This is a genomic window from Nocardia sp. NPDC102475 (assembly GCF_055584605.1).
On sequence record NZ_JBVJLS010000003.1, the window covers coordinates 136,990 to 162,353 of the forward strand.

At 66.8% G+C, this 25,364-nt stretch carries 2 protein-coding genes; both read right to left on the reverse strand.

Annotation, left to right across the window (positions count from 1 at the left end):
• Positions 1–10: 10 nt before the first annotated feature.
• On the reverse strand, positions 11–802 hold the full coding sequence (locus ACZ60G_RS06390) for an FkbM family methyltransferase (protein ID WP_465807814.1): 792 nt from the start codon (positions 800–802) through the stop codon (positions 11–13).
• A complete protein-coding gene (locus ACZ60G_RS06395) occupies positions 796–25,218 on the reverse strand; it encodes a non-ribosomal peptide synthetase (RefSeq protein WP_465807816.1) in 24,423 nt (8,140 codons plus the stop codon). Before ACZ60G_RS06395 ends, ACZ60G_RS06390 begins: the two co-directional genes overlap by 7 nt.
• Between the last annotated feature and the right edge of the window lie 146 nt (positions 25,219–25,364).

The window sequence follows — 25,364 nt, forward strand, 5'->3', positions numbered from 1 at the left end:
GCTCCTTGCGTCAGTCAGTCGACGAGGGCCTGACGGCAAATACCTCGTGCATTTCAGTTCCGATCAAACGTGGGTCCTGCTGAGTCTGCACGTACATGCCCTGCCGACCGAGCACCTCGCCGACTTCTCGCAGGCGGCCGTCGCGATCATGGACTTCGGCGACGACGGCGTGGATACGATGCCAGTCCGCTTCGGCGATGCCATGCAAGACATCCAATTCGGCACGCTCGACATCGACTTTGAGCAAACCGATCTCGCTGTCGCGGCAGTGTTCGTCCAGTATCGCCGAAACAGTGGTGACCCCGACGTGCAGTGGTACTCCGTCGTGTAGGCCGGTGGTGATGAGCTCGATGGCCTTGTCGTCCAAGCCGCAGTTGCGCAGATAGATCTTGGTGGCTTCGTCATCTGCCTCGCGATCGGCGAAGAAGCCGGAGTTCGCCGATGCGTGCGGATACCAGGTGAACGGCTGTGTGCCCGCAGTGGCGCCGACCGCGATCTGGAGGGGTAGCCCCGCCGGAACATGCGCTGCAATATTGCGGTCCAGGCAACGAAAGGTCATCGGCACGGGTTCGACCGCGATGACTTGAATTCCGGGGCAGATGTCGGCGAACATCATCGCGGTGAGTCCGATGTTGGCGCCGATGTCGAGGGCAACGTCTCCAGGGCAAAGGCACGCGGCGGCGCGCCGGTAGAAGCCGTGCGGTGCGGTCGTCTCACCCCACAGCATCCGGGCCTCGGCCGGGCTTGTGCAGGTCACCATTCTGCCGTCGTCGAGACGCAGTTGTTGCATAGTGGTCAGCATTGTTCTATGAACCTTTCGAGGACAGGGCCGACGATGGCCAGCGCATGTGGATGGCTCAACTCGAGGTGGCGGGCGTCGACGACGACGTTGTGTAGCTCGCCGCTGACGTAGGGCCGCCACGTGTGGACGAGTCCGTCGTGGTCGGCGTGGTCTTTTCCAGCGGTGAAGAACACCAGGTCGCCGTCGAAGACGTGTGGCCGGTGCGCGACGGAGATATCGCTCGCGGTCCGGAAGCTTTCCATCACCCGATCGGTCTGTTCGGCGGTGAACAGACCGGTCGCGACCACCTGGTCGCGGATGATGTTCCAGGCTTGTTCGTGGCTGCTCGCCTCGAGCTCGTCGCCGAGACCGAACAGCTCTCGCCAGCCGCCGAGCAGATCGGCCATCAGCTGTGCGGGCTGGTCGGTCGGTGCCGATTGCGACGGTGCTTCGGCGGCGCAGTCGAGCAGGGCCACCATGCCGACCCGGTCACCATCGCGCTGCAGCTGTACCGCCATAGCGTGCGCGATCTGTCCGCCCAACGACCAGCCGAGCAGGTGATACGGACCCGTAGGCTGCACTCGGCGAATCTCGGCCACATAGCGTGCGGCGAGTTCGTCGACCGACTCCGCTCGTGGTTCGCCGGACACGACGTGCGGATCCTGTAACCCGTACACCGGCCGATCCGGATGCAGATGTTCGATGATGCCGCCGTAGAACCACGCCAGACCGCCCGCCGGGTGCACGGCGAAGACCGCTGGCTCGGATCCGCTGGCGCGCAGCGCCAGCATCACCTTCAGGCCGGAGTCGCCTTCCGAGCCGTCGGCCCTGCGCGCCAAGGCCTGCGGAGTCGCATCCTCGAACATCCAAGGCAATTCGATCGTCACGCCACGAGTCCGCAACTCCATTACCGCCATGGTGGCCAGCAGTGAGTTGCCCCCCAGGTCGAAGAATCCGTCGATCACCCCGACACGCGGTGTTCCCAAAACTTGGGCGTACACATCGCTGATCGCTTTCTCGGTCCGAGTTCGCGGTGCGACGAACCGATCTACCGCTGCGTCGAAGTCGGGAGCGGGCAATGCTTTTCGATCCAGCTTTCCGTTGATGGTCAACGGCAGATCGGGCAGGACCATGACGACCGAGGGCACCATGTAGCTGGTCAGCACTTCGGCTGCGGCTGCGCGGATCTGGCCCGGATCGATCCGCTGCCCGTTGCCGCCCACGACGTAGCCGATCAGCTGGTCCACTTCGCGCTCGTGGCGGTGCACCGCCACGGCGGCCCGTGACACCGCGGGATGCCGCAGCAGCGCCGACTCCACCTCGCCCAGTTCGATCCGGTACCCACGCAACTGCACCTGCGCGTCGGCCCGGCCGAGGTAGGTCAATTCGACCCCATCGGTGGTCTCGAACCAGCGCCCGACGTCGCCGGTGCGATACAACCGGCCGCCGTGTGGATCGAACGGATTCGCCACGAAACGGCCAGCCGTCAACGCGGGCGCTCGCAGGTAGCCGCGCGCGAGTTGCCTTCCAGCGACATAGATTTCGCCACGAACACCGATCGGCACCGGTTGCAGCCGGTCGTCGAGCACATACACCCGCAGCCCCGGTAGCGGCGAGCCGATCCCGGCGGCGCCCGCGCTCTCGACCTCGGAGAAGGTAACGTGCACGGTCGTCTCGGTGATCCCGTACATGTTGATCAATTGCGGCGATCCGGGCTGGTGTGCGGCGAACCAGTCGGTCAACCGCGTGGCATCCAATGTCTCGCCACCGAAGACGACATACCGCAGCACGAGATCACCGCAGCCGCATCCGGATTCGCGATATCGACGCTCGGCGTCGACGAATCCGTAGAATGCCGAAGGTGTTTGGCTCAACACCGTGACGCGCTCGCGCGCCACCAGTTCCACCAACGCCTGCGGCGATCGGGAGGTGGTGTAGTCGACGACGACCACCCGGGCGCCGCTCAGCAGCGCGCCCCACATCTCCCATACCGCGAAATCGAAGGCGTAGGAATGGAACAGCGTCCACACGTCGTCGGGGCGCAGGTCGAATCGCTCGGCGGCGTGGGTGAACAAGGTGACGGCTTCGCGGTGGCTGACGGCCACTCCCTTCGGCGTGCCGGTCGACCCGGAGGTGTAGATCACGTAGGCGAGGTTGTCCGGCCGCGCGGCCGCGGGTAACGGCCGGTTCGAGACCACGTCGAGGGCCTCTTCGATCAGAACCGTCGGTGCCGGGTATTCCGGTATGTCCGTCGCCAGCTCGGCCGAAGTCAACACCGCGGCCGGACACGCGTCATCGAGGATGAACCGCAAACGCTGCGGCGGGTTGGCCACATCCAGCGGCAGATATCCCGCACCCGCGCGTACCACCGCGAGCAGCCCGACGACCAGATCGACCGAACGCGGCAATGCCACCGCTACCAGGGTTTCCGGGCCCACCCCGTGCTCGGCGAGCTGAACCGCCAGCCGGGTGGCGCGCCGATCCAACTCCGCATAACTCATCTGCGATACGCCGTCGGTGGCCGCGATCGCATCGGGCTGGGCCGAGACCCGGGCGGTGAACAGCTCGGCCAGAGTCACTTCCGGGACCGCGCCGCCGTCGACTCCGGCGACCGCGAGCACTTCGCGGCGCTGGCCGGGGTCCACGATGTCGATATCGCCCACGGCGACAGCCGGATTCGCTGTCCCCTGTTCCAGGATTCGGCTGAACGCGCGCGCGAAACGAGACATCGTCTGCTCAACGAATAGATCGGCGGCGAAGGTCAATCGGCCGGCCATGCCGCTCGGTGCGCCCCCGGCGTCGACCTGTTCGACGAGTTTCACGTTCAGATCCGCGCGGGCCTGGTCGAAACCTGCTTCGATCGGCTCGACGGTGAGCTCCCCCAGCTCCAACGCGGCCGCACTGAGATCCTGGACGTCGAGAGTCACTTGATACAGCGGCATGTGCGCGGTCGACCGGCGTGGATTCAACACCTCCACGACCTGCTCGAATGGCACGTCGGCGTGCGCGAACGCGGCCAGATCTGTCTCGCGGGTGGCGGCGAGCGACTCCTCGAACGACTGGCGGGATGTCACCCGCGACCGCAACACCAGCGTGTTGACGAACATGCCGATCAGATCATCGAGTTCGCGATCGCCACGACCGGCCATCGGGGTGCCGATCGCCACATCGTCTACACCGGCCAGCCGTGCCAGCAGTACGTTCAACGCGGTGTGCAGAACCATGAACACCGTGGCGTTGCCCGCGCGGGCGAGGGTTTCGATGCGGGCATGCAACTCGGCGGACAGCTCGAAGTCGACCGTGCGGGCGCGCATGGACGCCACCGGCGGCCGCGGCAGATCGGTCGGCAGTTCGAGCAGTTCGGGCAGTCCGGCGAGGGTGTCGGTCCAGAATCGCAGCTGCCCGGAGACCAGCGAATCCGGATCGTGCTCGTCACCGAGCACCTCGCGCTGCCACAAGGCGTAGTCGGCGTACTGGATCGGCAGCGGTGGCCAGTTCGGTTGCCTGCCTTGCCGACTCGCCTCGTAGGCCACTGCCACATCCCGTGCGAGCGGCATCATCGACTGTCCGTCGGCGCAGATGTGGTGCACGCAGATCACCAGCACGTGATCGCGGTCGTCGAGGGCGAACAGTTCGGCTCGCACCGGCGGTGCGTGGGTCACATCGAAGCCCGCGGAGACCACCTCCGCTGCCCGTTCGAGTACCTGCTGTTCGTCGACCTGGATCGGGGTCAGCACCGGTGCCACCTCAGCGGCGTCGACCATGACCTGGGCGGGCATTGCGTCGATCACCGGGAATTTGGTGCGTAGCGACTCGTGGCGGTCGATGACCAGTGCGCACGCCTGCCGCAAAGCATCGAGGTCGAGTTCGCCGCGCAGCCGGATCACCAGCGGAATGTTGTAGGCGCCGACCGAGGTGTCGAATTGGTTGAGGAACCACATCCGCTGCTGGGCCGGGGACAGCGGCACCTGCGCCGGGCGGGTGCGCGGTGTCAGCGGCAGCGCGAGCTGGCGCTCGGCCGTGCTGAGATGCGCGGCCAGCTCGGCGACGGTCGGTGCGTCGAACAGGTCTCGGATAACGAGTCTCACCCCGAGTGTCGTGCGCAATCGCGCGACCACCCGCGTCGCCGACAGTGAATTGCCGCCGAGGTCGAAGAAACTGTCGGTCGCGCCGACCGCGTCGATACCGAGGACCTCGCCGAAGACATCCGCGATGTGCTGTTCGGTCTCGGTGCGTGGGGCGATCGGTTCCCCTTCTTCTGGGAACCGCGGCGCGGGCAGTGCCGCCCGATCGAGCTTGCCGGTCGCGGTGAGCGGGAGTTCGGGTAGCGGCATGAACAGTTCTGGCACCATGTGCGCGGGCAGGTACCGCCGGGCCACGGCCTTGACGACGTTCGGATCGATGCGGCCGTCGCCGACCAGATAGCCGACGAGCCGGTCGGTGCCGCATATATCGGTGCGCAGCACGACCACCGCGTGGTCGACGCCGGGCTGTTCTGACAGTACGGCTTCGATCTCGCCGAGTTCGATGCGTTGACCGCGGATCTTGACCTGAAAGTCGCGGCGGCCCAGATACTCCACGGTGTGGTCGGTGTCCCAGCGGGCCAGATCGCCGGTGCGGTAGATGCGCGAGCCCGGCGCGCCGAACGGATTCGCCACAAAGGATCCGGATGTGATGCCGGGCCGGTTCAGATACCCGCGGGCCAGTTGGATGCCCGCGAGGTACAACTCGCCCACCACTCCGACCGGCACCGGCCGCAGCCACGGATCGAGGACGAGGGCCTCGACACCGCGAATAGGTCCACCGATCGTCACCACATCACCGGGAAGCAACGCGTCGCTGATGCCGGCCAGAATCGTGGTTTCGGTCGGTCCGTATCCGTTCAACAACCACCTGCCCGGCGACCACACCGAGACCAACTCCGGTGTCACCGCCTCTCCGCCGGCCATCAGCACGCGCAACGAATCCATCCCGGTCGGCGCCATGGTGGCCAGCACGCTCGGGGTGATGAATGCATGCGAGACCTGTTGCGTGCGAATCAGTTCCGCCAACTCATCCCCGGCGAACGCGTCCGGTTCGGCGACCACCAGCAATGCGCCGCTGGTGTGCGCCAGCAGAACTTCCAGGAACATCACGTCGAAACCGGTACCTGCGGCGTGGAGCACACGCGACCTGGTGTCGACACGGAAGCGGTCACGCATGACCGCGGCGAAATTCGCCAGCCCCGCGTGGGTGACCTCGACGCCCTTCGGCACTCCGGTGGACCCCGAGGTGTAGATCACATACGCCGCGTCCTGGATCCGTGGCGTCCGCAGGCGCTCGGCATCGGCGATGGTCGCTGCGGACTTCGCCGCGATGGCGGCCGCGGTGTCCGGATCGTCGAGGACCAGCGGGCGCACCGCGTCGGGAAGCAGATCCCGCGACGCCGCGACGGTGAGCGCGACCCGCACACGGGCATCGGCGACCATATGTGCCACGCGCTCGGCCGGATTGCGCGGATCGATCGGCAAGAACGCCGCACCCGTCTTGGTCACCGCCCACAGGCCTTCGACGAACTCCGCCGAGCGCCCCAGCGCCAGCGCGACCCGATCGCCGGCGCCGAGACCCCACTCGATCAACTGCCGCGCCAACTGGTTCGACCGGGCATCCAATTCGGCATAGGACATCGTATGTCGCCCCGAAAGCAGCGCTGCCGCACCGGGATTCACATCAACGCCCGCAGTGAGCAACTCGGCCACGAGTTGCGGCGGCACGGGAGGGCCGCCCGTTGCGGGCACCAACTCCCGCCGTTCGGTCGCGGTGAGCAGATCCACCGAATCCAGCCGCGCGTGCGGATCGGTCGCGATCGCGCGCAGCACGACGTCGAGCCGGGCGGCCAGACCGGATGCCGTCTCGTCGTGGATATGGTCCGGCTGATAGCGCAGGCGCACGTGCAGCGTATCGGTGTGGTGGGCCTGCACGGTGATCGGATAGTGCGCGGCGTCGCGGCCGTCCGCCGCGATCACCCGCATCCCCTCGATCTCGGTTTCACCCAGTCCACTGCTGTCGACCGGGTAGGACTCGAACACGACGAGGGTGTCGAACAATGCGACAGCGTCCACGGCCGCCAGGATCTGCGGCAGTTCGAGATAGTGGTGGTCGAGCAGCCGGGTGTTGTCGGCCTGCAGTCGGGTCAGCGTATCGGCGATGGTCCGGTCCCGGCACATGTTGGCGGCGACCGGAATCGTGTTGATGAACAGACCGATCATCGACTCGACCCCGGGCACGTCGGCGGGACGGCCGGACACCGTGCTGCCGAACACCACGGTCTCGGTGCCGAGCAGGTTGCTCAGCACCACCGCCCAGGCGAACTGGACGATCGTCGCCATGGTGACCGCGTGCGCGCGGGCGAAGTCCTCCAACTCCGCTGTCGTATCCCGATTGAGATCGATCGTCAGATCGATCGGGATCGTCGCGGCCGCCTCGGTGTGCGCACCGGCGACTAGTGTCGGCTCGGTGACATCGCGCAACGCGTCTCGCCACGCCTCGACGCTTTCGGTGCGGTCACGGCGCTCGAGCCATTCCAGGTAGTCGCGGTAAGACGCGGCCGCGGGCAGCAACCGCGACTGTGCGTCCGCGGCGTACAACCCGATGAGCTCACGCCACAGCAGCGGCAACGACCAGCCGTCGAGCAGCAGGTGATGCGCGGTCAGCAGCAGCCGGAACTCGTGCGGTCCCACCGCAATCAAGAGGAACCGCAGCAGTGGCGGATCGGCCGGATCGAATCCGGTCGCCCGCTCCGTGTCGATCACCTCGTTCAGGTCCGGGGTGTCGCCGGACAGCGTGACGCTGCGCCACGACACCGCCACATCGGTTGGAATCGCTTGCACTGCAATGCCTTCTGCGGTGCGAGTGAATGCGGCCCGCAAGTTGGGATGGCGGGCAAGCAGGGCCTGCGCGGCATGCTCGAGCCGGTTCTCGTCGACCGCCCCGGTCAAGGTGAGCGCCGATTGCGCGAGGTAGACGTCGAGCCCGCCCGCGGCGATCTCGGCGTGGAACAGCAGCCCCGCCTGCAGCGGCGCCAACGGCCACACCTCACTCAGCGGTCCGTACCGGTCGGCGAACTCGTCCAGATCTCGCTGGGTGAGGTCGACGAGTGGAACATCGGCCCGTGACAGCCCCCAGTCCTCGGTCGCGAGGGCCGCGATCGCGGTCAGGGCATCGACCCATTCGGCGGCGAGTTCGGCCACGTCTTCGTGGTCGAGCAGCCGCGAGGCGTAGCCGAGGTAGGCCGAGAGCTGCGGTCCGGCCGCGGCGTCGACGATGTTCACATCGATCGTGAGAGTCGCCGCGGCCGGCATATCCGGATCGAAGGCGGCCCGGCGGTCGAAGGGTTCGCCGGTGGGTACCCACGCCAGATCCGCCAGTGTCGCGAGATCGACCCCCACCCGGCCGAGATAATTGACACTGATCTGCGGCTCGGGCAGCGCGGCGAGCCGGTCGGCCGTGTCGGGGTTCAGATAGCGCAGCAGGCCGTAGCCGATGCCCTTGTCCGGGATGGCGCGCAGCTGGTCCTTGACCGATTTCACCACCGCGCGCAGATCCGCTGGATCGATGCCGCTCAGATCGAGCGCAGCCGGATAGCGGTTGGTGAACCAGCCCACGGTTCGGGAGATGTCGGCGCCCGCGGCGATCTGCTCCTCGCGGCCGTGCCCTTCCAGCAGGACCTTCATGCCCGCGTGCGCGTCGCCGCGACGCCTGCGCCACCGAGTCAGTGCCACGGTGAGCGCAGCGAGAAGCACTTCGTCGACGCTGCCGCGCACGGCGTGTGGCACTTGGTCGAGCAATGCCGAGGTCACCTCGGTTGGGAGCGACACGGTCAGCTCACGCACAGTCGCCTGGGTGTCGCGCGCGGAATCCAGCTGCGCCCGCCCGAGCAGCGGATCCGGTGCCGCACCGATCCGCTGCCAGAGCTCGACTTCCCCGGTGCGCTCGGGTGCGGCGGCGATCAACGCGTGTGCCCACCGACGCATGGAGGTGCCCGGTGCCGCTAGCTCGACCGCCCGGCCCCGGGTGATCTGCTGCCAGGCAGTCACGAAGTCCGGCACCAGGATTCGCCACGACACCGCATCGACGGCCAAGTGATGAATTACGATCAGTGCCCGGCCTTCGGCGTCCACACCGGGTTCGGGCAGCAAGCACACGACATGCACCAGCCTGGCCGCCGCCGGATCGAGCCGATCGTAGGCCGCGGCGGACGCCGCTTCCACCACGGCGGTGAAACCGGCGCTGCCAGGAGTTTCGTCGGCGCCGAAGGACCGTACGGAGACCGAACCGGCGGCGGCGCTCGGTGGCAATACCTCCCAGCGTTGCCCATCGAGCCGCGAGCGCAGCATGTCATGGTTTTCGACGATCGCCCGTACGGTCGAGACCACCGCGTCGATGCCCGCGTCGTGCGGCAAACCCACCAGCATCGACTGCGCGAACCGAGCAGGCGACCCGAGTCGCTCGACGAACCAGGACACGATCGGCGTGCCCGGGATCTCGCCCACGCCGGCGCCGGGCAGCTCGGTGAGCGTCGCCCGTTCGGCGGCCTGCGCGACCTGCGCAAGCCCGCGAACCGTCTTGTGCTCGAAAATGTCTCGGGCCGTCACGGCGATCCCCGCCGCTTTCAGGCGCGCAGCCAGCTGAATAGACATGATGGAGTCGCCGCCGAGCGCGAAGAAGGAGGTCGTCGCGCCCACGGTGGACACACCCACGACGTCGGCGAAGGCAGCGGCGATGGTGCGTTCCAGGTCGGTCGATGCCGCGACGGCGGCGTCTACGGTGGTCCCGAAAACCGGCTGCGGCAATGCTTCTCGATCCACCTTGCCGGACGAGGTGAGTGGCAGGTGATCCAGCACGGTGATCGTCGCCGGGACCATGTGTGCAGGCAGGGCGGCAGCGACATGATCGAGCACCGCGCTCGGTTCGAGGACCGTTGCGGGTTCGGCCGTGACGTACGCGACGAGCACCGGGTGCCCGCTGGGGCCTCGACGACTAACGGTGACTGCCGTCGCGACCGACGGATAGGTTTGCAGCGAGGCGTCGATCTCGCCCAGCTCGACGCGCTGACCGCGAATCTTGATCTGGAAATCGAGGCGCCCGACGTACTGCAGTGTGCCCTGCGCGGTCCAGCGGACGATATCGCCGGTGCGATACATCCGCGAACCCGGCGCACCGTACGGGTTCGCCACGAACGAACGTGCCGTTGTCCCAGGACGATTCAGATAGCCGCGGGCCAGCGCGGCGCCGGAGAAGTACAGCTCGCCGGGCACTCCGATCGGCACCGGCCGCAGCCGCGCGTCCAGCACCATCGCCTCGGCGCCGCGGATCGGTCCGCCGATGGTGAGCACCTCCCCCGGGCGCACCGGGTCGCTGATCGTTATCACGATCGTCGTCTCGGTCGGGCCGTAGATGTGATGCAGCCGCCGCCCGGCCGACCAGGCGGTGATCAGATCCTGCGCCACCTTTTCACCGCCGACCGCAAGCATCCGCACCGAATCCACCTCGGCGGGCGACATCGTCGCCAGCACACTCGGTGTCAGGAACGCATGGGTCACCTGATGGGTCCGGATCAGTTCGGCCATAGCCGCGCCGCCGAGCACTTCCGGCGGCGACACCACCAGCGCCGCGCCGGCCGCATGCGCCATCAAGGCTTCGAGCAGCACCGCGTCGAATGCGGGTGCCGCGGCTTGCAGCACGCGCGAGGTGGCCTCGACCCGGTAGCGCTCACGCTGCTCGGCCGCGAAGGCCGCCAGCCCCTCGTGGGTGATCATCACACCCTTCGGCGTGCCGGTCGAACCCGACGTGTAGATCACATACGCCGCATCCTGAATATGAAGGGGGCGAAGGCGATTCGCGTCCGACACGGCACGGCTGGGACGTGCGGCGATCTCGGTGACCGTGCGCGGGTCGTCATACACCAACCAGCGGACGCCGTCGGGCAGGGACGGTCGCGCCTCCGCGACCGTGACGCCGACCTCGGCACCGGAATCGTCGAGCAGATATGCGATCCGCTCCGGCGGATAACGCAGGTCCACGGGCACGAATGTGGCTCCGGTCTTCATGATCGCCCACATGGCGACGTGATAGTCGGCCGAGCGCGGTACGACCAGCGCTGCGCACATCCCCGACCCCACTCCCCAGGAAAGCAGTTGCGCCGCAAGCTGATCGGCGCGGCGGTCGAGCTCGCCATAGGTGAGCGTGCGGGTGCCGTCGATCAGGGCGATCGCCTCGGGAGTCGTTGCCACGGCCGAAGCCAGCAGATCGGGCAGCAGACGCGGCGCGGGTGCGGCGCCGCCGCGCGCCGGGATCAGCCGTTCGGCGTCTTCGACACCGATCAATGAGATCTCACCTATCGACCGAGCCGGATCGGCGAGGACCGCGTCGAGGACGCGCAGGAACCGGTCGGCCAGCGCTGTCGCAAACGATTCCGCGAAAAGATCTGTCGCATAGACGATTTCACCCGCGATCCCGGCGGGTCGAGCGCCGTCGAGGCGTTCGGTCAGCAACATCATGAGGTCGGTCTTGGCCTGGGCGACACCGGGATCGAGCACTTCGACATCGACGTCGGACAGCTGGAACTGGGCCGCAGCGGCGCTCTGCAATCCGAACAGCACCTGATACAGCGGCGTATACGCCGTCGACCGGGGCCGGTCGAGCACGTCGACCAACCGCTCGTAGGGCAGATCCGCATGCGCGAGAGCCTCGAGGTCGATGCCGCGTACCTCGGCCACAAGTTGCTGGAACGAACGGTCGTCGCGGACCGGCGTGCGCAGCACCACCGTGTTGACGAACATGCCGACGAGATCCTCCAGCGCCGGGATGCCCCGGCCCGCGACCGGCGTACCGACCGACACATCGTCGGTATGCGCGGTGCGCGCCAGCACGATCGCCAGCGCGGCGTGCAGCACCATGAAAACGGTGACGCCCTCGTGGCGGGCCAGCCGCACGGCCTCCTCGTGCAGCCGCTGCGGAATGCCAAAGCGGACACTGCCGCCCACCATCGACATGGTCGCGGGTCGAGGGTGATCGGTCGGCAGGTCGAGCAACTCCGGGGCGTCGGCGAGAGCCTCGGTCCAATAGGGGATCTGCCGCGCGATCATCGACGACGAATCGTCCTCGTCGCCGAGGACCTCCCGCTGCCACAGCGCATAGTCGGCGTACTGGACGGTCAGCGGTTTCCATTGCGGCGCTGTGCCTTTCACTCGCGCACGGTAGGCGGCGAAGATGTCGCGCGCCAACGGCGCCATCGACGCGCCGTCGGCGGCGATGTGATGGACGACCAGCACCAGAACATGCGCGTCGGGGCCGGTGCGATACAGCCGTGCTCGCATGGGCACCGTGTGCGCGACATCGAAGCCCGTCTCGACCGTCCGCCGGATCCGCTCGCCCAGCACCGTCTCATCGGCGACCGGCTCCGGATCCAGTGCCGAGCCCTCGACCACGTTCGTCACATCCTGCACGACCTGACACGGCTCCCCGCCGACCGTGGGATACACCGTCCGCAACGGCTCGTGCCGAGACACCACATCGCCGAACGCCGCCCGCAGCGCCTCGACGTCGAGCGCACCGGTCAACCGGGCCGTGAAACTGATGTTGTAGGCCGCCGAAGCGGTATCGAACTGGTTGATGAACCACAACCGGCGTTGCGCCATAGCCAGCGGGATCGCCGCCGGGCGCGGCCGCGGCGCGAGCGGCATCAGCGCCGACCGCGTTCGCTGCGCCAGCCGGGCCGCCAATCCCTCGATCGTCGGCTCCTCGAAAATATCGCGGATGCCGACTTCGACACCGAGCGCCGTCTGGGCGCGCGCGGCGATCCGAACCGCCGACAGGGAGTCCACACCGATTTCGAAAAGGTTCGCCGCCACGCTCACTCGCTCGCTACCGGTGACCGCGGCAACGATATCGGCCAGTGCCGCTTCGCGTTCGGTGCGTGCCGCGACGAATTCCTCGCCGTCGTCGAAGGTAGGCGCCGGCAAGGCGGCGCGGTCGAGTTTGCCGTTCGAGCTGAGCGGCATGGCGTCGAGCATCTCGACGCGAGCCGGCACCAGATACGACGGCAGCACGTGCGAAAGCTGCTCGCGGAGCATGCGCCCATCGGTCACCGCGGCGGGCACCAGTGTCACATAGGCGACAATGCGTTCGGAGGTCGCGACGGCAACCGCACGAGCCACCTCCGGCAGCGCGCACGCCGCCGCTTCGATATCACCCGGCTCCACCCGCTGACCGCGCACCTTCACCTGGAAATCGCTGCGGCCCAAGAATTCCAGCTCACCCCCGCGCGTCCACCGCACCAGGTCACCCGTGCGATACATCCGCTCCCCCGGCGCCCCGAACGGGTGCGCGAGGAAGGCGGCGCAGGTGAGGTCGGCGCGAGCGTGATAGCCGCGCGCCACCTGCACACCCGAAACGTACAGATCGCCGACGACACCGACCGGCACCGGTCGCAGCCGCTTGTCGAGCACGTAGACCCGCATACCCGCCACGGGCGCACCGATCGAGACCGTCGCCGGGGTCCGCGCACCCCGCAGGCAGCGCGCGGCCGTAACCACCTCCGCCTCCGCCGGACCGTACCAGTTGACCACCTCGGCCTCGGGGAACACGCGCACCGCGGCATCGACGGTGTGCTGCGCCAGCGCCTCCCCGGCGACGAAAATCCTTCGGATGGAATGCAATTCGGTATCATCATCGGATTCGAGCAAGACCTCGAGCATCGAAGGAACGAAGTGCACTGTGCTGACGTCACGGCTCGCGATCACACCGGCGAGGTAGGCCGGGTCCCGGTGCCCGTCGGGTTCGGCCACCACGATCTGCGCGCCGACCTGCAACGGCCAGAACAACTCCCACACGGCGATGTCGAAGGTAATCGGGGTCTTGTGCAACACCGTATCGGAGGCGGTGTGCGGCCACTGCTGCTGCGCCCACGCCAATTGACTCATGGTCGCGGCGTGCGTCAGAGACACACCTTTGGGAACGCCGGTAGAGCCGGAGGTGAACAGCACGTAGGCCACGTTCTCCGGGCGCAGCGGCGCGAGCCGTTCCGCGTCGATGATCGGGGCGCCGGACAGTTCGCCCACCTCCAGTCGATCGATGCGAACGGAGTCGAATCCGGCGGGCAGACTGGCGTCGTCCGCCGAGGTGGTGAGCACCAGCAGTGGACGTGCCGTGCCGAGCACACCGGAGATGCGCGCAGTCGGTTGGTCCGGATCTATCGGTAGGAAGGCAGCCCCCGCCTCGACCACCGCATACAGTGCCGTGACGAGCTCGATCGATCGCCGAACACTCACCGCCACAATGGTTTCCGGCCCTGCACCGCGGGAGATGAGCCACCTGGCCAACTGGTTGACGCGTGCGGCGAACTCCCGGTAGGTCAGCGCCTCCCCGTCCGCAAGCCGAATCGCCGGGGCATCCGGGGTACGTTCGACCTGGTCGGTGAAGGCGTCGACCATGGTCCGGCCCGCCGGGGCGGGGTCGCCGGTGTCGTTCCAGCGGTGGAGTACCCGCTGCCGCTCGCCGGCATCGAGCAGATCTATATCGCCGACCGGCGTATCGGCGTCGGTCGTGAGACCGTCCAGCAGACGCACGAACCGATCGGCGAAACGCTGCGCGGAGTCGGCATCGAACAGGTCGGTGGCGTAGGTCAGGCGCAGCGTCATGCCGGTCGGCTCGTTGTCGGGCCCGTGCTCCTCGGTCATCATGAGCAGCAGGTCGTAGATCGCGGCGCTGTCACCCGGGTCGATGGTCTCGATGGTGAGGCCAGGAAGTTCCACGTGCGCCCGGACCATGTTCTGGTAGGCGAGCATCACCTGGAACAACGGCGCGTGTGCCGTCGACCGTGCCGGATTCAGCGCCTCCACCAGCTGCTCGAAAGGCACAGTGGCATGGTCGAAGGCCTCGATATCGTTGCGGCGCACCGCATCCAGCAGGTCGGCGCAGGTCTGATCGAGCGTGACACGGGTGCGCAGCACCAAGGTGTTGACGAACATCCCGACGAGATGGTCGAGGGCACGGTGTCCGCGACCGGCGTGCGGTACGCCGATCGTGATGTCGTCGCTGCCGGACAGCCGTGACAGCAGCACCGCGAGTGCGGTGTGCACCACCATGAACGTCGTGACTCTGGCTCGCCGGGCCAGTGCCTCCACCCGGCCCTGCAGTTCGGCCGGAATCTCGAGCAGTAGCACCGCGCCGTGGTGGGTCTGCTCGACCGGGCGCGGCCGATCGGTCGGCAACTCGAGCAGTTCGGGGATACCCGCCAATCGGGTTCGCCAGTAGGCGATATCGCCGAACACGGGCGAGTCCGGGGCGTCGGGCGAGCCGAGCACCTCGCGCTGCCACAGGGCGTAATCGGCGAATTGGACGGTGAGAGGCGCCCAATCCGGAAGGTTTCCACTGGTACGCGCCCGATAGGCGGTCACGATATCGGCGGCCAGCGGTGCCACCGAATATCCATCACAACTGATGTGGTGCACAGCCACCGCGACCACCCAGGCCGAATCCGACAGCTGATACAGCGCGACCCGCAGCGGCACGCCCTTCGACACATCGAACCCGGTGCTCGAGAACGCGGCCAGCCGAGAGGCCAGCTCGCGCTCCTCGATCCGATGCGGGGTCAGATCCCAGCCCCCGACGACATCGGTCGCGTCCAACACCACCTGTGTGGGCATGCCGTCGAGCGCTGGATACATGGTCCGCAAACTCTCGTGCCGGGCGACGACGTCCCCTACGGCCGCGGCGAGCGCCTCGGTATCGAGCAGGCCATCGAGCCGAATCGCCAGCGGCACAACGTAACCGGGCGAGGCCGGATCGAACTGGTTGAGGAACCACATCCGGGCCTGCGCCGTAGACAGCGGCAAGGTCTGCGGTCTGGGCTTCGGCGTCGGGGCGGGCAGAGCGGGCACCCCACGCAGCTGTGCGATCCGTTCGGCCAACTCGGCGACGGTAGGGGCCTCGAAGATCATCCGTACCGGTACGGTCGCGCCGACCGTGGCGCCGATCCGGCTCAGCGCGCGCGTGGCGACCAGCGAATTCCCGCCGAGGTCGAAGAAGTCGTCGTCCGCGCCGACCGTCGGCACGCCGAGCAGCTCGGCGAAAACCTCGGCGACGACCTGCTCCACAAGCCCTCGCGGCGACCGGTATTCCGAGTGGTTGCTCAGATCTGGAACCGGCAAAGCCCGAAAATCGACCTTGCCGTTCGCCGTGAGCGGGACCGCGTCGATCCGAACGATCGCGGACGGCACCATATAGGCAGGCAGTCGCTCCAGCAGAAAGTGTCGAATCTGTCTGGTGTCCAATGTTTCCGGAGTGACCACGTAGGCGACCAAGCGTTGCTCGTCGCGGCCGGAATACACTCGCGCAACGGCGGCGGTCACCTGCACGTACGCGAGCAGAGCTGCCTCGATTTCGCCCAATTCGATCCGCAGCCCGCGGATCTTCACCTGATCATCGGCACGGCCGACATAGTGCAGGGCACCGCCCTTGTCCCAGCGAACAAGGTCGCCGGTGCGGTACAGGCGAGATCCGTGCGCGCCGTCGAGCGGGTCGGCGACGAACGCCGCCGCCGTCAGATCGCGACGTTGATGGTATCCGCGGGCCAGCTGGATTCCGCCCAGATACAGCTCACCGGTCACCCCCACCGGAACGGGGTGCAGTCGCGAATCCAGTACGTGCACGATGACGTTCGGCTGGGGAACCCCGATCGGCACCGCCGGGCTGTCCAACCCGTCGATGCGATACGCGGTGACGCTGACCGCGGTCTCCGTCGGCCCGTACAGGTTGTCGATGCGCGCGTCGCTCAGATCCCGGAAACGGCGGACGGTTTCGACCGGCAGCGCCTCGCCGATGCACAGCACACGCCGCAGGTCCGGGAACCGGTGCCCGTCGGCCGTCTCGTGGAACACCGAGAGCAAGGACGGCACGAAATTCGCTGTCGTTATACGCTGTTCGGCTATCAACCGCGCCACCGCATCCGGGTCGCCGCTGCCGTTTGGGCCCGCGACAACCAGCTTCGCACCACATGTCAAGGGGCAGAACAACTCCCAGACCGACAGGTCGAAGGTGGCCGGAGTCCGCAACAGCATGACATCGTCACCGAGTCCGTAGTGCTCACGCATCCAGCGGAGTTGATTGACCACCGCCGCATGCGGTACCGCCACACCCTTCGGCACTCCGGTCGAACCGGAGGTATAGATGACATACGCCAGGTTCTCGGGATGTAGCGGCTCGACCCGGTCGGCGTCGGTCACCGGCGACGCATCCCGGTACTCGGTGTCGAGTTCCGTGAGCGCCCAAACCGGGGCGTTCTCGGGCAGATTCGCGTCGTCGAACGGCCGGGTGAGCACCGCCCGCGCCCGCGCGGCGGCGAGGACGGTGCGCACGCGATCGAGCGGGTGATCCGGATCCAGGGGTAGGTAGGCCCCGCCAGCCGCGTGGATCGCATACAGTGTGGTCAGCAGGTCGATGGAGCGGCGCATCGACACTGCCACAACGGTTTCGGGGCCGACGCCGCGTCCGATCAACGAACGCGCCAGCGAATTCACCCGTGCCGAGAACTCTCGATAGCTCAGGCGCGTGCCGTCTTCGGAGTCGAGCACGGCCGTGCTGTCCGGCGTCGCTGCGGCCTGGGCGGCGAACAGGTCCGCGATCGTCGCAGGCGACGGCGGAGTCGTCGTCCCCCCGGTTTCGCGCACGGCTCGCTCGCGCACCTCATGCGCGGTCTGCAGCTCGATGTCGCCGACCGCGCGGGCGGGATCGGCGACTATCGCACGCAGCAGCAGTACGAACCGGTCGACCATCGAAGTGATCGTTGCTTCGTCGAAAAGATCTGTGGCGTAACTGAATTCGACTGCCATCGCGCCGGGTTCACCAGCATGCTCCGCGGTGTCGACGAGATTCAGATGCAGATCATATTTGGCCACGCTCGGATCGGCGGTCCGGGCCGACACCGTCAGGCCCTCGAACTGCACCGTGGGAATCTCGATGTTGTGGAACGAGAAACCCACCTGTGTCAACGGCGCGTGGGCCGCCGTGCGTGGCGGATTCAGCACTTCGACGAGGCGCTCGAACGGGATGTCGGCGTGGTCGAAGGCGGCCAGATCGATAGCCCGGACCTGTTCCAGGATGTCGAGGAAGGACGCGCCGGGTTCTATGCGCGTGCGCAGCACCAAGGTATTGACGAACATTCCGACCAGGTGCTCGAGTCCCGGTTCGCCGCGACCGGCAATGGGCGTGCCGACAGCGATGTCACCGGATCCCGAAAGCCTGGCCAGCAGTGTGGCATACGCCGTGTGTAGCACCATGAAGACCGTCACGCTGCGGCGGCGGGCCAGGGCGACCAGGTCACGACCGAGGTCGGCCGGCAGCGTCGCCGACACCGTCGCACCACGGAACGATTGCCGCGCCGGGCGCGGACGGTCGGTGGGCAGATCGAGTACTTCGGGCAGATCGGCCAGTGCAGCCCGCCAATACTCGATCTGGGTGGCGGCCGGGCAGTTCGGCTCGTCTTCGGTGCCCAGCCATTTCTGTTGCCACAGGGCATAATCCGCATACTGCACGGGCAACGGCGACCACTGCGGCGCCTCGTGCCGGATATGGGCGTTGTAGGCGGTCATCAGGTCCGCGGCCAGCGGCGTAAGCGAGGATCCGTCGAAGCTGATGTGATGGACGACCAGGACCAGGGTGTGTTGATCGGATGCATTGCGCAGTAACGTGATTCGGAAAGGAACCTCGCGTGTGACGTCGAACCCGGCTGCGGCCGCCGCAGCGATGTGCGCCTCGAAGTCTGCCGCCGCCACCTCGATCGGCGCCAGCGGGGGTAGTGCCACCTGTACCGGCACGATGAGCTGATGCAGTCCGCTGTCACTGTCCGGGTAAATAGTCCGGAGAGCTTCGTGCCGGTCGAGCACATCGGCGATCGTCGCGTGCATAGCTGCGACGTCGAAGGGACCAGACATGTCCACGACGAGGGCGATGTTGTAAAGCGCTGAGCCGGTGTCGAACTGATTGAGAAACCACATGCGGGCCTGGGCAGGCGACAGCGGGATCCGCGCCGGGCGTTCCTGCGGAATCAGTGGTTCCCGCCCGGGTGCGTCGATGGCCCGCAGATCCGCCGCGAATGCCGCGATGGTCGGTGCGTCGAACACGGTGTGCAGCGGAATTTCGACACCGAACACAGCGCTCAACCGCGCGGCCAGCCGCGTCGCCGACAGCGAGTTGCCGCCGAGATCGAAGAAGTTGTCGAGGACGCCGACGCGATCGATGCCCAGAACAGCGCCGCACACATCGGCGACGATCTGCTCGACCGCATCGCGTGGCGCGACGAACTCGGTGGTCTCGGCGGCGAAAACCGGTACCGGCAACGCGGCACGGTCGATCTTGCCCACCGCTGTCAGCGGTAGTGTGTCCAGCACCGTCACCGCCTCCGGCACCATGTGCAACGGCAGGCGCCGGGCGGCGTAGGACATCAGCTCCGCGACGTCGACGGCATTATCGGTTGCCGGCGTGACACAGGCGGCCAGCCTGGGTCCGCTCTCGGTCGCAACACTGACCGTCACCGCGGCCGCAACCGCTGGATGCCCAGCGAGGACGGCTTCGATTTCGCCGAGTTCGATGCGCTGGCCGCGGATCTTCACCTGGAAGTCGGTGCGCCCGACATATTCGAGGATGCGCTCGGGTGTCCAGCGAGCCAGGTCGCCGGTGCGGTACATACGTGCCCCCACCGCACCGAAGGGATCGGCCACGAATGCCGACGCGGTGTCCGTGGGTCGGTCGAGGTATCCGCGGGCGAGATGGATACCGCAGATGTAGAGCTGTCCCGTTACCCCGACCGGTACCGGCTGCAGATTCGCGTCCAATACCAAGGCCTCGACACCGCGGATCGGGCCACCGATCGTGACGCGGGCACCCGAGCACAGGGGATCACTGATCGCGACCATCATCGTGGTCTCGGTCGGCCCGTACCCGTTGAACAACCGACGGCCTGGACTCCACACCGCGGCCGTTTCCGCCGACACTGCCTCCCCACCGGCGACCAATACCTGTAATGAATCCATATCGGTCGGCGACATCGTCGCCAGCACGCTCGGCGTGATGAATGCATGCGAAACCTGTTGCTTGCGAATCAGTTCCGTCAACCGATCGCCGGCGAAAACATCTGGCGGCGACACCACCAAGGCCGCACCGTTCGGGTGCGCCATCAGCAACTCCAGCACCACCGCATCGAAGCCCGGAGCCGCCACCTGCAACACCCGCGCAGATCTGTCGATCCAATAGCGTTCACGTTGTTCGGCGGCGAAATTCGCCAAGCCCTCGTGCGTCACAGTGACGCCCTTCGGCTCACCCGTCGACCCCGAGGTGTACACCACGTACGCCGCGTTCGAGGCACGGCAGGCGCGGATCCGATCCGCTTCCGTCACGGCGGCCGGGGATCGCGCCGCTATGCAGACCTCAGTGCCCGGATCGTCGAGTATCAACCGCTCCACTGCGGGCGGGAGCAGGTGCTGGGTTGCTTCCACCGTCAACGCCACCTGAACATCGGCGACCATGAGCGCGATTCGCTCGGCCGGATTACGCGGATCCACCGGGACGAATGCCGCACCCGCCTTCGCCACCGCCCACATCCCCACCATGAGTTCCACCGACCGCGCCATCACCAGCGCGACCCGATCATCCGGGCCGATCTCCCACTCGATCAGCAACCGAGCGAGCTGATTCGACCAGGCATCCAACTCCCCGTAGGACACCGTGCGTTCTCCCGACACGATCGCCACGGCATCCGGATCCTGCACCGTCAGCAACTCCGCCAGCACCCGTGGCGCCTCGGCACGGCCGCCCGACGCGGGCACCAACGCAGCTCGCTCGGTCCTCGACAGCACATCGACAGCACCCACTCGCTGCTGCGGATTCGACACGACCGACTCGAGGACACGATTCAGTCGCGCGGCGAATTCCTCGATCGTCCCCCGATCGAAAAGGTCAGTCGCGTAGTTGAACCGTAGCTCGAGATCGCTTGCCGCCCTAGTGTTCTCGGTGACGGTGACAATGATGTCGACCTTCGCCGGTTGCGGTCCCGGATCCAGGATCTCAGCGGCGAGCTCGGACAGCTTCAGGCTCGGGCGGTCCATGTTCTCGAAGGCGAGGTATACCTGACACAGCGATTCGTGCGCCGCCGACGGCATCGGATCAACCGCTTCGACCACGCGTTCGTACGGCACGTCGCTGTGGGCGAAAGCTTCGACATCGATATCTTTGACTCGCGTCAGGAAATCCGTGAACGATTCGCCACCGCGCACCTGAGTGCGCAGCGGCACCGTGTTGACGAACATGCCGATCAGCGGTTCCAGCGCGCGCTCGCCCCGGCCCGCGACCGGCGTCGCGATGGTGATGTCCGCCGAATCCGACAACCGGGCGAGCAGGACGGCCAACGCGGCATGAACGACCATGAAGGTCGTGACGTTCGCCGTGCGCGCCACTCGTTCGATCCCGGCGCACGTCTCAGCGGGGAGCTCGGTGTCGACGACATCTGCGAGCGTGGACCGGCGAGCCGGCGCCCGACGGTCGGCAGGGAGTTCCAACGGCCGTGCCATACCCGCCAATTGCGCTGTCCAGTAACGTAATTGGCGCGCCACAAGCGAGTCCGGATCGTCTTCGTCGCCGAGCACATCGCGATGCCAGATGCTGTAGTCGGCGTACTGCACGGTCAGTGGCAGCCAATCCGGGGCATGTCCCTGCGACCGCGCCCGGTAGGCCGCGGCGAAATCGGCCGCGAGCGGTACCAGTGACGATCCATCGCAGCAGATGTGGTGCAGGACGACGACCAAGACATGTCTGCGCTGGTCGGCGGATGCGAGCAGTGCGACCCGGATCGGTGGACGTCGACGGACGTCGGTCCCGGTCGCGGTCAGCTCGCGGATCCGGCTGTCGAAATCGTCGGGACTGGTGAGCTGCGGGGTCGCATCGAGGTCGGCAGCGACTTGCTCGGCAGACAAGATCATCTGCGTCCCTTGACCGTTCACGGCCGGATACACGGTGCGCAGGGATTCGTGCCGTTCGAGCACGTCGGTCAGCGCCGAGCGCAGCGCAGAGGTGTCGAGGTGTCCGGTCAGCTGCAGCACCAGCGGAATGTTGTACGCCGCCGACTCCAGGTCGACCTGATTGATCAACCAGATCCGGTTCTGCGCGGGCGCCAGCGGAATGGGCTCGATGCGTGGCCGCGCCCGCAGCGCGGGGCGGCTGGAGTGCCGACCGGCTTCGATATGGGCGGCGAGTTCGGCAGCGTTCTGCTTGCCGAACAGCTCGCGCACCGATACCTCGCACCGGGTCAGCTCGGCGATCCGTACGGAAGCGCTGGTGGCGGTGAGCGAATTGCCGCCCAGGTCGAAGAAATTGTCCAGCACGCCGACCTTCGCAGTGCCGAGGACCTCGGCGAAGACGTCGGTGATGGTCTCCTCGACCGCGGTGCGCGGCGCTACATATGCCGCAGCCGAACCGACGGTCGGCTCGGGCAACGCCCGAAGGTCGACTTTGCCGTTGACGGTCAGGGGCAACGCCTGCAATACGACGATGTGGACCGGGACCATGTATTCCGGCAGCATCGACCCTACGTGCGTGCGCAGCACCTCGGGCTCGCAGACCGCGCCGTCGACGGGCACGACGTAGGCGATCAGCCGTGCCGCTTCGGTACCCGGCAGGTGCACGATGACGACCGCCGTGGAGACCGCACTGTGGCTGACCAGCGCGCTGCGGATCTCGTCCAGCTCGATCCGGAACCCGCGCAGCTGCACCTGTTGATCGGCGCGTCCGTGATATTCCAACTCGCCCTTGGTGTTTCGTCGCGCGACGTCGCCGCTGCGATAGAGACGCCGACCCGGCTCGCCGAACGGGTCGGCGACAAAGCGTCCTGCGGTCAACCCAGGGCGGCCCAGGTAGCCGCGGGCAAGTTGCGATCCCGCGACATAGATCTGGCCCCAGGCTCCCAGCGGCACCGGGCGCAGTCGTTCGTCCAGGATGTACACGCGCAAGCCGGGCAGCGGTGGGCCGATCGTGCTGGGTGCGCCGGGCACGGCGATGTCGGGTGTCAACCGGAGATAGGTGACAAAGACGGTCGTTTCGGTGATGCCGTAGCTGTTGGCGAGCACGGGCAGGTTCGGATTATGTTCGTACCAGTCCGACAAATCCGCGGGATCGAGAGCTTCGCCCGAGAGGACGACCAGTCGCAAGCAAACCTCACCATCGGGTTCCCCTGCCTCCGCATATCGCTGTCGCGCGGTGGCGAATTGATGGAACGCCGAGGGGGTCTGGCTGAGGATGCTCACGTGCTCGCGCGCCACCAGGCGCACGACGTCGTCCGGCGAACGTGTGGCAGGGCCGTCCACCACGACCACCCGGCCGCCGCTGACCAGTGCACCGAAGATCTCCCACACCGAATAGTCGAATGCGAACGAATGGAACAACGTCCACACATCGCCGGCGCGGACTCCGGTTTCGGTACACGCATTCGTCAGGTAGGTGGCGACCGCGCGATGAGTGATCGGCACGCCCTTCGGCCGTCCCGTCGAGCCTGAGGTGTAGATGACGTAGGCGACGTTTTCGCCACGCAGCGGGCGGGTGCGTTCCGCATCGGTGATCGGACCAGCGGTCTCCACGCCCGGGTCGTCATCGAACAGCACCACGGGGCCGGCATCACTGGGTAGCTGATCGCGCATGCTCCGGTTCGTCACCACAGCGATCGGATCGGCGTCGTTCAGCACGTAGTCGAGTCGATCGAGCGGGTGCGCGAGGTCCAGCGGCAGATACCCGGCGCCCGACTTCAGCACCGCGAGAGCGACGATGATCAGATCGGCATCGCGTGGCATCGCGATGGCCACCAGCGATTCCGGCCCAGCGCCGAGGGCGATGAGCTTGCGGGCGAACCGGTTCGAGCGCTCGTCGAGCTCGCGGTAGGTGAGGGCGGTCGTACCCGACGTGACGGCCACTGTCGACGGGGTGGACGTGGCCTGTCGCATCAGCAGATCGACTAGCGTCGCAGAGGTCGCCATGCCGTCGCGGCCGACGAGTTCGCCCAGCATGCGCCGCTCCTCGGCGGGATCGACAAGCGGTATGTCGACCAGGCGGGTGTCGACAGGCGAGTCCAGCATGCGGTGCAGGAAGTCGACGAATCGACCGGCGTGCACGTCGAGTTCGTCCTGGCTGTAGAGGTTGGCGTTGCCGTGCAATTCGATGAGCAGCGGCGCGTCTGCCCCGGAGCGGTACATATTGAGCTGCAGGTCGTCCAGGGCCCCGGACGTCAGTGCGCGGTAGCGGCCGATCGCCGAACCGAGCCGAATCCCGGAATCGAAGAACAAGATATTGACGATCGGACCGAACGAGGTCGCGGCCGCGTCCAACGCGTTGGACTCGCGGCGCAGATCCTCGAACCGATAGAGCTGGTGCCGCATTGCCAGGACGAGTTCGGACACCGACGTGCGAATCAGCCCGTCCACGGTGGTCGTCGCGTCCACGGCGAATCGGATCGGCACCATATTCGCCAACATCGCGGCGGCGTTCCGCAAGGGCATCGTCACACGTCCGGTCACCGGCAGCGACAAGACGACGTCGTCGGTGTCTGTCATGCGGGCGAGAAACGCGGCGAACGCGGCCACCACCACTTGCGCGGGCGATGCGTGCAGATCGTCGGCGAAACGGTCGAGCATGGCGGTCAACCGCGCCGGCAACGGCCGACCGGCAAAACGGTCGTCTTCGCTCCACTTGGCGGTACGACCGGACAGACTCGCCGCTGGCGGCAGATCGGCGACCTTGTCGAGCCAGTACGCCTTATCGGTGTCGAACCGGCGGCTCATTCGATATTCGCGCTCCGCCGCGATGATGTCCGCCAGCCGGGCCGCCGCCAGCCGGGCCGGCGGCCTGCCCTCGAGCAACGCGTTGTAGTGCTCGGCCACTCGGTTCACGGTGTTGAATGCGCCGAAGCCATCGATCACCAGATGATGGGCGCGCGCGTACCACAGATACCGGTCTTCGCCGAGCCGGATAAGCCGCGTCGCGGCCAGCCGGTCCCGAGCTAGGTCGAGGGCTTTGGTGTTGTAGTCACGGCGCATCCATTCCATCGCCGCCGCGTACGGATCGTCTTCGGCGCTGAGATCCAGCAACGGCTCGTCGTACACAATGCCGCGGTCGACGAGTTGGTACGGCTGACCGCCGGATTCGACCACCCGGACAACAAGAGACTCGGTTTCACGGCCGGCGTCGTTCACCGCCTTGGTGAAAGCGCCGTAGTCTATAGGCCCCTCGATCTCGACGTAGTGTGCGATATTGACGTTCGGACCGCCGGGCAGGTTGTCCGCGAGCCACATTCCGTATTGCGCCCTCGAAAGTGGAATCAAATCCGGATGTCGGTCGGCAGGCGTCGCTGAATTCGAACTCATTGTCTAACCCCTCCTCGAATTCCGAGACACAGGTGCAGCGTGCAACAAAGACCTGTCCGTGTCCGGAATTTCCCGTAGGCGCTTTTCCATACCGATGCAATTACATATGCATTTCATCGACGTCGCAGCGAACGTCCATCCAATGC